The sequence below is a fragment of the Micromonospora sp. I033 genome, from assembly GCF_053890995.1.
The window spans coordinates 1-9307 of the sequence record NZ_JBSSLX010000220.1 but is presented as its reverse complement, the minus strand read 5'-3'; the positions used below and the strand labels follow the sequence as shown (position 1 = coordinate 9307).

Annotated in this window: 10 protein-coding genes and 1 pseudogene; 5 read left to right on the top strand and 6 right to left on the bottom strand. The window is 77.2% G+C overall.

The features are described 5' to 3' along the window. Positions 1–262: pseudogene (locus ACW0Q9_RS25965) on the bottom strand (phosphatase); the annotation flags it as partial. A gap of 220 nt (positions 263–482) precedes the next feature. On the opposite strand from ACW0Q9_RS25965, the gene ACW0Q9_RS25960 reads away from it, so the two are divergent. Then, the gene (locus ACW0Q9_RS25960; RefSeq protein WP_456185641.1) at positions 483–998 is read left to right on the top strand and encodes a sigma-70 family RNA polymerase sigma factor; all 516 of its coding nucleotides are present in this window, start codon (positions 483–485) and stop codon (positions 996–998) included. After that, positions 995–1717 carry an anti-sigma factor family protein gene (locus ACW0Q9_RS25955; protein ID WP_456185637.1) on the top strand — a complete coding sequence of 241 codons (723 nt, stop codon included), beginning with the start codon at positions 995–997 and terminating at the stop codon, positions 1715–1717. The genes ACW0Q9_RS25960 and ACW0Q9_RS25955 overlap by 4 nt, the downstream gene beginning before the upstream one ends. A gap of 7 nt (positions 1718–1724) precedes the next feature. Here the strand turns inward: ACW0Q9_RS25955 and rarD are convergent, their stop codons facing one another. From rarD to eccE, 4 genes are all read right to left on the bottom strand, one after another. Next, positions 1725–2648, bottom strand: a complete 924-nt coding sequence (rarD, locus tag ACW0Q9_RS25950; protein WP_456185635.1) for an EamA family transporter RarD — start codon at positions 2646–2648, stop codon at positions 1725–1727. Beyond that, entirely contained in the window at positions 2645–3133 is a 489-nt protein-coding gene (locus tag ACW0Q9_RS25945) for a GNAT family N-acetyltransferase (protein WP_456185633.1), read from the bottom strand. The genes rarD and ACW0Q9_RS25945 overlap by 4 nt, the downstream gene beginning before the upstream one ends. A gap of 93 nt (positions 3134–3226) precedes the next feature. Next, positions 3227–3613, bottom strand: coding sequence for a phage holin family protein (locus tag ACW0Q9_RS25940; protein WP_456185631.1), 387 nt, complete (start codon positions 3611–3613; stop codon positions 3227–3229). A 47-nt stretch (positions 3614–3660) separates the two neighbouring features. Next, on the bottom strand, positions 3661–5505 hold the full coding sequence (gene eccE / locus ACW0Q9_RS25935; protein ID WP_456185629.1) for a type VII secretion protein EccE: 1845 nt from the start codon (positions 5503–5505) through the stop codon (positions 3661–3663). A gap of 192 nt (positions 5506–5697) precedes the next feature. Here eccE and ACW0Q9_RS25930 point away from each other — a divergent pair, with 192 nt between their 5' ends. Next, the gene (locus ACW0Q9_RS25930; RefSeq protein ID WP_456185639.1) at positions 5698–6015 is read left to right on the top strand and encodes a WXG100 family type VII secretion target; all 318 of its coding nucleotides are present in this window, start codon (positions 5698–5700) and stop codon (positions 6013–6015) included. A gap of 19 nt (positions 6016–6034) precedes the next feature. Then, positions 6035–6328 carry a WXG100 family type VII secretion target gene (locus ACW0Q9_RS25925; protein ID WP_154229589.1) on the top strand — a complete coding sequence of 98 codons (294 nt, stop codon included), beginning with the start codon at positions 6035–6037 and terminating at the stop codon, positions 6326–6328. Positions 6329–6410: 82 nt separating this feature from the next. Here the strand turns inward: ACW0Q9_RS25925 and mycP are convergent, their stop codons facing one another. Continuing rightward, positions 6411–7616, bottom strand: a complete 1206-nt coding sequence (gene mycP, locus ACW0Q9_RS25920; RefSeq protein WP_456185627.1) for a type VII secretion-associated serine protease mycosin — start codon at positions 7614–7616, stop codon at positions 6411–6413. Positions 7617–7768: 152 nt separating this feature from the next. Between mycP and ACW0Q9_RS25915 the strand changes: the two genes are divergently transcribed. Beyond that, positions 7769–9307, top strand: a 1539-nt coding sequence (locus ACW0Q9_RS25915) for an SseB family protein (protein ID WP_456185625.1), incomplete at its 3' end; no start/stop codon positions are given.

Genomic DNA, 9307 nt, shown 5'->3' with positions numbered 1-9307 from the left:
GATGGGTATAAGAGACAGCGCCGGGGAGGGCACCGGCCACGGCGCCGCCGAAGCCGAGCACCAGGGCGCCGGCGGCACCGGCCCGGACCACGCCACGCCGGGAGACCTGGGCGTCGACCAGGTCCCCGAAGTACGGGTTGTCGGAACGGTTCGGCACCGGGTGGTCGCAGGCGTTGCCGCACCGGTACTGGCAGGTCATGGCGTCCCGGGCGCCGTGGCGGGTGGCGCCCAGCAGCGGGAGCAGCCGAGGACGGTCGCTCATGGGGTGGAGCCTCCTGATCGGACGTCGGTGGCGCGCCCGGTCCGCCGGGCACGCGTACCGGGCGGACGCTGCCAGGGTGCGGTGAGCGGGTACCGGCGGGAACATGAACCGGACGTGAACAGCTGCGGCGTGACCTGCGGCTGAACCGTTCGGCGTCACGGCACGTATCAAGGGGCGAACGCATCGCCGGTCTCCCCGCCGCCGGAAGCGAGGTACCGCCATCAGCGACCACGACGCCCAACTGCTGCGCGCGCTGCACGACGAGCATGCCGACGCGCTCTTCGCGCACGCCCTCCGGCTGGTCAACGGCGACCGGACGCGCGCCGAGGACCTGGTGCAGGAGACCCTGCTCCGGGCCTGGCGGCACCCGGAGGCGCTGGACCCGCGCCGCGGCTCGGTCCGCGCCTGGCTCTTCACCACGGCGCGGAACCTGGCCATCGACGCCTGGCGCCGGCGGTCCACCCGGGTGGGCGAGGTCTACACGGACGAGCTGCCCGAGCCCGCCGAGACGGTCGACGAGACGGAGCGCGCGGTGGAGGCGTGGACCGTGGCCGAGGCGCTGAACCGGCTCAGCCAGACCCACCGCGAGGTGCTGGTCGAGTGCTTCTACCAGGGGCGGTCGGTGGCCGAGGCGGCCGCCCGGCTCGGGGTGCCGCCGGGCACGGTGAAGTCCCGCACCCACTACGCGCTGCGCTCACTACGGTTGGTGCTGGCCGAAATGGGGGTGACCGGATGACCCGCTGCGAGTTCGCGCACGACGACGGCGCGTACGTGCTGGGCGCCCTCGCCCCCGCCGACCGGGCCGCCTACGAGCGGCACCTGGCCGGCTGCGCGTCCTGCCGGGAGGCGGTGGCCGAGATCGCCGTGCTGCCCGGCCTGCTGGGCCGGCTCGACCCGGCCGGGCTGGAGCAGTTCCTGCCGTCCGCCACGGAGACCTCCCGGGTGCCCGCGCTGCTCGACGCCGCGCGGGACCGCCGGCGCCGCGAACGGTCCCGGTCCCGGCGGCGGTACGCGCTGACCGCGCTCGCCGCGGCCGTGCTCGCCGTGCTGGCCGGCGTCGGGGTGTCCCTGGTCCGACCGCCCGCCGACCCGCCGCCGACGGCGACCGGGACGGCGACCCCGACCGCGACCGCGCCGGTGGCCATGACCGCCATGCGGCCGGTCTCCGGCCCGGTGCCGCTGCACGCCGAGGTCGGCCTGACCGACAAGAGGTGGGGAACCGAGGTCACCATGCGCTGCGGGTACGACCAGCGCGCCGGGCACCGTGAGGCGTACACCTTCCGGCTGGTGGCGCACGGCCCGGACGGTGCGACGGAGCAGCTCGGCACCTGGCTGGCCGCCCCGGGCGACAACGTCCGCGTGGTCGGTGCCACCCACTTCACCCACGGAGAGCTGGTGCGCCTCGAACTGGTGCGCGCCGACGGCACCCCGGTGCTCGCCTACGACGCCCGCTGAGGCGCGGTCAGCGGGCCCCGGCGGGCACCGGGGCGGCCGCCCGCGCCTCGGCGCGGGCCCGGCGGGTGTGCCGGAGGGCGTCCACGGTGAACACCACGAGGGCGAGCCAGACCAGGGCGAACCCGGCCAGCCGGGCCGGCGGCATGGGCTCGTGGAAGACCAGCACGCCGCAGCCGAGCTGGAGGATCGGCGCGAGGTACTGCAACATGCCCAGCCCGGTCAGCGGCAGCCGGTTGGCCGCGCCGGCGAAGAGCAGCAGCGGGATCGCGGTGGCCGCGCCGGCCAGCACCAGCAGCACGGTGTGCCCGGCGGAGCCGTGCCCGAAGGTCGCCTCACCCTGCCGGCCTAGCCAGCCGAGGTAGGCCAGCGCGGGCAGGGCCAGCACCGCCGACTCGACGAAGAGTCCCTCCGCGGCGGGCAGCCCGAGCCGCTTCTTGACCAGCCCGTACCCGGCGAAACTGAAGGCCAGCGTGAGGGCCAGCCAGGGCAGCCGGCCGTAGTCGACGGTCAGCACCGCCACCGCGAGGCCACCCACGCCGAGCGCCGCCCACTGCGCCGGGCGCAGCCGCTCGCGCAGCACGAAGACCCCGATCAGCACCACGACCAGCGGGTTGATGAAGTAGCCGAGGGCGGTCTCCACCACCCGGTCGGAGTTGACCCCGTAGATGTAGGTGCCCCAGTTGACCGCGATGAGCGCGGCGGCGGCCGCGATGGCGGCCAGCGCCCGGGGCCGCCGGGCCAGCGCCCGCAGGAAGCCGATGTTGCGCATCGCGGCCAGCAGCAGCGCCACGAAGACCACCGACCAGACGATCCGGTGCGCGAGGATCTCCACCGGCCCGGCCGGCCGGAGCAGCTTCAGGTAGATCGGGAAGAAGCCCCAGAGCAGGTACGCGCCGAAGCCGTAGAGGTAGCCGAGACGGGTCTGGTTCACGCCTCCACCGTAAGTGGTGAACCGGCGCTTTGCTCCTTTCCAGTGAGCTGGGTCACCCGCTTGTCGTACTCCATCCATCGGTCCGGGTCGACCGGCGTGAAGCCGACCTTCGCGTAGACCCCGTGCGCGTCGTTGGTGGCCAGCACGATCCGGCGTACGCCCCACTCGGCCAGGTGGTCGCGGGCCGCGCCGGCCAGCCAGGTGCCCAGCCCCAGGCCCCGCGCGGCCCGGTCGACGTAGACGTCGCAGAGCCAGGCGAAGGTGGCCCGGTCGGTGACCACCCGGGCCACGGCGACCTGCCGTCCGTCCCCGGGCCGGTAGACGCCGAAGCCGACCGACCCGGCGAAGGCCCGCCCCACCGTGTCCCGGTCCCGCCCGAGCGCCCAGTACGCGTCGGTGGAGAGCCAGTGGTGGACCCGGTCCAGGTCGAGCCGGTCCGGATCGGTGGTGAGCAGGTAGCCGTCGGGGCGGGTCAGGGTGAACACTCCTCCGACCCTAGATGCGACCCGACGGGGCCTCACCAGCCAATTCCCGCCCACTGGTCTGTGCCGGCGGGCGGGAATCGGCCGGTGGCGGGCTCAGTCGCGGTCGAGGACGGCGCCGAGGATCCAGGTGACGATGCCGACGAAGAGCGCGCCCAGCACCGCGGCCGGCCAGAAGCCGTCCACGTGGAACGGCAGCCCCGCCTCACCGGCGATCCAGCTGGTGAGCAGGAAGAGGAGGCCGTTGACCACCAGAGCGATCAGGCCGAGGGTCAACAGGTAGAAGCCGCAGCCGACGGTCTTGATGATCGGCTGGAGCACCGCGTTGACCACCCCGAAGATCACCGCGACGAGGACCAGCGTCGTCACCGTCTCGGTGGTCGAATCCGAGTCCAGCGTGATGCCCGGGATGAGCAGCGTGGCCAGCCAGAAGGCCACGGCCGTCGAGCCCAGCCGGATCAGGAGACCCTTCAGAAAATTCATGGCCGGGATCGTGCCATGCCGCGTCGTCTCGCGGAACCCGTGCCGGCTCAGTCCCGGGCCGGGCGACCGACCAGTTGCGACTCGATCGGCGTCGGCGAGAGCAGTGCCCAGCGCAACGCCCGCCGGTTCACCACGGCCACCATGTCGTCCCGGATCCGGGTCAGCCACTCCGCCGAGCCGCCCAGGCCGAGCGCCGCGCCCGCCAGCGCCGCCTCGCCGGGGTCGAGCGGTTGCAGGATCGCCAGGTCGGCGCGGGCCAGCGCCGCCGTGTCGGCCGCGGTCAGCTCGTCGCGGACCACCAGGACGGACTGCCAGGCCGCCGCCGGGGCGACCGCCGGCGGCACCGGGCCGGCGTCGACCACCAGCAGCACGGGGTGCAGCGGGGACCCGGGCGCACCGCCGACCGGCCGCCCCGGCGGCACCAGCGGCACCGCGCCGCCCGGCGCGCCGGCCCCGCGGACGAACGGCTCCCAGACCCGGGGCCGGGCGGTCTGCACCGCCACCCGGGCGCCCAGCGCCAGCGCCCGCAGGGTCAGCAGCTGGGCGGCGCGGACGCCGCCGACCAGCAGCAGCCGGGTCGTCGTGGGACGGAACAGGCGTACGGCCACCGCGCCGCCGTGCCGGTTGGCGCCCACCATCAGGCCGGACTCGCCGAGGGTGAGCTCCAGGGCGGCCAGCTCGGGCCCGGCCGGGGGCGCGGCCGCCCGGACGACCGCCAGCGGCAGGGTGGCGGCCAGCCCGGACAGGTGCTCGCCGTCCAGCCGGCGCAGCTCCGTGCCGAGATCGCCGGCGAGCCGGCGCAGCGCCCGCTCGGCCACCGACAGCTCCGCGGCGGTGCGGGCGGCCAGACGTACGGTCAGCTCGGCCGGCGTGGCCGCGGACTCCGCACCGGCGCGCGGACCGACGCAGAGCGAGACGGTGGTGGCGGTGGCCGGCAGCGCCAGCAGCCGGGGCACCAGCCGCCGCGCGGCGTCGGTGCGCGGATCCGGCCAGCGGCGCAACCGCCAGGTGGTCTGCGTCAGCCCGCCCACCGTCACCGCCGGCCAGCTCTCCCGGACCGGAGCCCCGGCGTCGTGGTGGGCCAGTTCGGCCACCACACGCAGCGCCGCGGGACCGCCGAGCGGGCGACCGGTGAGCGGGCCGAGCCGGCGGACGATCCGCCGGACCGTGCCGGACAGCGCCCGGCGCAGCTCCTCGTCGGACCAGCCGTCGGCCCGGAGCGCCCGGACGGCCAGCACCGCCCGGGACCGGGCCGCCAGCCGCCCGTCGGTGAGCTGGCGGTAGGACGTGCCGGCCGTGCCCGCCCCGGCTGCGGGCGACGCGGAGAGAAGCAGCTGGATCCGGAGCGGTGGGCTCTCCGGCCCCGCCGGGGGCAGCAGGCCGATCGGCGGCGGCAGCTCCCGCGGGCCGTCGCCGAGCAGGTCGTCCGGGTCGCCGATCTCCAGCAGCGCGGTCAGCCCGGCGGCGTCCTCCAGCACCGCCGCCGGGCCGCCGGCCAGCTCCGCCGCGCGCACCGCCGCCCCGGGGCAGGCCAGCTCCAGCAGCGCGGCCGGCCCGGCGGTCGCCGGGAGAGCGCGCCGCCGGGTCAGGTGGGCCGCGCCGACGGCGAGCCACTCGAAGAGCCACCGGCCCCGGATCCGGACCCACGCGGCCGGCAGCAGCACCGCCGCCAGCAGCAGGGCGGCCGCGGTCACCAGGACGCCCCGGCCCGCGGCCGCGAGCAGCGCGGCCGCCGCGACCTGCGCCGCCACCACCTGCCCGGCGCGCAGGGCCGGTGCCGGCCGGCCCGTCCACTGTGGTGGGCGAGCGGGCGCGGGCGGCGGCCGGTCGGTGGTGGTCACGCTCACCGCACCTCCTCCGCCTGTTCGCCGGGTGACGCCGCCGTGGCTCATCGTAGAGCTTCGTCGTCCACAGGGGAGCCCGAGGGGTAGCAGAACCGGAGTCGGGCCGCTACCGTCAGCGACGAGTTCCGTCGGGCGTGCCGGCCGTCCCCTTCCCCCCTTCTCCGGCGGCGCGCTCCGGCGAGTCCACGGTGGTCGCTCCCGGCGACCAGCCACGACCGAGGAGACGAGGTGACGTCCGGGGTGTCCCAGACCCAGGCAGAAGCGGCGGTGATGCAGCAGACCGCCGCGAAGTTCGAGCAGGTTGACCAGTCGTTGCAAACCATGCTCAGCGGCCTGCTGGCCGAGCTGGAGGTGTTGCAGCAGGCCTGGCGGGGCGCCGGTGGGCGCTCCTTCGCCCAGGTCAAGCAGCAGTGGGCGCAGGACCAGGCGGCCCTGCAGCGGGCGCTGCGGGAGACCGCGACCGCGATCCGCACCGCCGGCCAGCAGTACGACGTGTCCGACACCGAGGCCGCCGGGCGGGTGGCGGCCACCAACCGCGGCATCCAACTGCCCCTCTGACCACGGGAAGGACCGACCGATGGACCACGGTGTGCTGGTCGTCAACTTCGCCGCCCTGCACCAGGCCGGCGCGGACATCCAGAGGGCGCTGACCACTCTCGAGAGCCAGCTCGGGCAGCTCGAACGCGACGCGGCCCCGCTCGTGGCGAGCTGGTCCGGCGAGGCGCGCGAGGCGTACGAGCAGCGGCAGGCCCGCTGGCGCGCCGCCTCGCAGGACCTCCAGGCCATGCTGCGCGACATCAAGCTGGCCGTGGAGGACTCCGCGGCCGACTACCTCGACACCGAGAAGCGGAACGTCAACCTGTTCCAGTGATCCGCCGGCGGGCGGCACGGGCACTGCCGCCCGTGCCGCCCGCCGTCCTTCCGGACGGGCCCACGCCTCCCGGCGCCGGGGGTCAGGCCGGGTCGGCCGGGTGCCAGCGGCGGCGCGTCCCGCGGGGCAGCACGACGGCCAGCAACACCACCACCAGAGCTGCGGTTCCGGTCGCGCCGGCCACCAGCAGCGCCCGGTCCCGGGCCGTCGCCCGGCGCGCCTCGCGGGCCAGTTCGACCGCGTCCGGCCGGTCGACCGGGAGGGCCGCCCCGGCCCCTGCCCGGGCAGTCGCCTCGACGGTCGACTCGGTCACCGCCCGGTACGGGTTCAGCACCCCGGCGCCGTAGCCGTCGCCCCGTCCCGGGGCCGGGTCGGCGCTCGTCACGATCCGCCGGGCGACCTCGGCCGCGCCCAGTTCGGGGCGGTACTGGCGGAGCAGCGCCGCGGTGCCGGCCACGAAGGGCGCCGCGTAGCTCGTCCCCTCCGCCCGGTGGTGGCCCTGCCGGGGCGCCGCCATCAGCACGTCCGTGCCGGGGGCGACCAGGTCGACGTAGGGGCCGGTCTGGGAGAAGGCGGCGCGGGTGCCGTCCGCCCCGATCGCACCCACCCCGAGCACCCCGTCGTACGCGGCCGGGTACGGCCGGGGGTCGCCGGTGTCGTGCAGGTTGCCGGCCGCGGCCACCACCACGACGTCCCGCCGCACCGCGTAGGCGATCGCGGCGCGTACGGCGGGGTGGTCCGCGTACAGCACGACGGAGAGGTTGACCACGTCGGCGTCGTGGTCCACCGCCCAGCGGACGGCCCGGGCGAAGTCGGCCGGGTCGACCGTGCGGCCCGACTCCCGCCCGTCGACCACCTGCTGTTCGCTGACCCGTACGGGCAGGATGCGGGCGCGCGGCGCCAGCCCGCGGAAGGCCACGCCGGGCCGGGGTGCCGCGGCGATGATGCTCGCCACGCCGGTGCCGTGCCCGGCGCAGTCCCGGGTGCCGTCGCCGCCCGGGTCGAGGAAGTCGGCGCCGTCGAGGACCCGGCCGGTGAGCTGGGGATGGGACCGGTCCACCCCGGAGTCGACCACCGCGACCACCACGCCGGCACCGGTGGCGAGCGGGGTCAGCCGGTCCGGCGCGTACCGCTGCTGGGGCCACGGCTGCTCGGCGACGGGGCGGGCCGGCGCGGGTGGTGCGGCGCAGGCCGACGGCGCGCGGGCCGCCGCCGGGGCGGCCGGCAACCCGGCGACGAGGAGGGCCGCCAGGACGGCCAGGGCCGGGCGCGCGGTGGGCCGGGACATCGACAACCTCCGTATCGTGTCGACTCCGGAACGGGATGTTAGCGCCTCGCCGACGACCCGGCCGACCGTCGATGGCCAGCCATTGTGATCTTGTTACCACCTTGTAGGTTGTAGGCGATGCCTGTGGCCTGCTCGCGGAAGGAGAGGTGGCCGTGACCGGATGGGAACCGGCCGCCGAGGCCGAGGTGGCGATGCGGGACGCGCTGCGCGCGCAGGACCAGCAGCTCTACTTCCGCATCCTGACCCGCGTCGAGCTGCTGCTGCCGGTCGCCGCGGGGACGCCCGCCGGGCAGAGCCCGATGGGCTGGGGCACCTGGACCACCGGGGGTCGGACGCACGTCCTGGCCTTCACCTCCGCCGCCGCGCTGCGCGCCTGCCTCGGGGAGAACGCCGGCGCCACCCGCCGGGTCCCGTACGCCGACCTGGCCGCGAACTGGCCCAACCACGAGTGGTGGCTGGCGGTCAATCCGGGGCTGCCGATCGAGGGCTACCTGCCCGCCTGGTTCGTCGCGCAACTCGCCCGGGGCGACGTCCGGCTGCCGGGCCGGACGATGGGTGCCCGGGCCCGCCTGGAGCGGGTGGAGAGCGCCGCCCGGGCCGCCCGGGGTGGCCCGCCCGCGCCCGGCCGGGACGTCCCGCCGTCGCCGGTGTCCCCGGCGGCCGGCGGGCGGGTCGCTCCCGGCCCGGTCCCGCCGGCACGGAGTGGACGCGGGCCCGCCGACGGCGAGCCCTCGACCGTCCCGATCCCGACCGTCCCCGCCCCGAGCACCCGGCCCACCGTCCCGGCCGCGGCAGACCCGTCCGTTCCGCCGCCGACCCGCCGCCCGGACCCGGCCAACGGCCGTCCGGCCCGTCCGCTCGGCCGCCGCGGCCCCGACGACCCGCGGCCCACCGGACCCGCCGATCCGGCCGGCACCGACCGGGGCGCGGACAACCTCGCCGGCTGGCTCACCGACCTGCGCCGGCGTCCCGACGGGTCGGATCCCTTCCCCGACGCCGGCCGCTCCGGTCCGGCCGACGGCCGGCCGGCCGAGCCCGCGCCGCCGCCCGCCCGGTCCTTCTTCGAGCCCACCTCGGGCCGCTCGCCCCGGCGGTCGTCGCCGCTGGACCCGCCGCGCCGGACCGGGGACCCGGCGGCGCCGCCCTCCCGGTTCGCCGGTGGCGGCCAGCCGTTCCCGCGCCGCCGGCCGCTCAACGAGCCGGTGCCGGAGGACCCGACCCAGGCGTTCCGGGTGGACGCCGCCGGACCGACCCCGGCGAGTGGGCCGGCGGAACCGGCCCGGCCGTTCCGCCCCGCCGCGCCGCCCGCGGAGGCCACCCAGGTGCTGCCCCGGCGGCGCCCCGGCGCTGGTGACGACGCGGACCCGGACGAGCGGACCCAGCCGATCCCCGGCCCCGCCGAGGCCGAGGAGCTGCCGCCGTCGATCGCCGAGCCCGTGTCCGGCCCGCCCGCACCGCGACGGGGCTTCACCCCGATCGTCATCGAGGGCACCGTCATCGAGTCCCGCGACCTGACCGGGCCGGCCGAGCCGCCGCGCTCCGCCGCCGGCGCGCCGCCCGAGCCGTCGTCGGTCCGGGACGCGGCCGGCACCGTCGCCGCCGCCCCCGCGGGCGCGGCGGCGGGCCCCGAGGGCGCCGCGGACGGCTCCGGCGGCGGCGCCGCGGCGGCGGCGGGGGGCGCGGCCGGCCCG

Bases quoted from the DNA above. Each gene is read 5' to 3' on its own strand.
- ACW0Q9_RS25955 (WP_456185637.1), top strand. From the start codon at position 995: ATGACCCGCTGCGAGTTCGCGCACGACGACGGCGCGTACGTGCTGGGC.
- ACW0Q9_RS25940 (WP_456185631.1), bottom strand. From the start codon at position 3,613: ATGAATTTTCTGAAGGGTCTCCTGATCCGGCTGGGCTCGACGGCCGTG.
- eccE (WP_456185629.1), bottom strand. From the start codon at position 5,505: ATGAGCCACGGCGGCGTCACCCGGCGAACAGGCGGAGGAGGTGCGGTG.
- ACW0Q9_RS25925 (WP_154229589.1), top strand. From the start codon at position 6,035: ATGGACCACGGTGTGCTGGTCGTCAACTTCGCCGCCCTGCACCAGGCC.
- mycP (WP_456185627.1), bottom strand. From the start codon at position 7,616: ATGTCCCGGCCCACCGCGCGCCCGGCCCTGGCCGTCCTGGCGGCCCTC.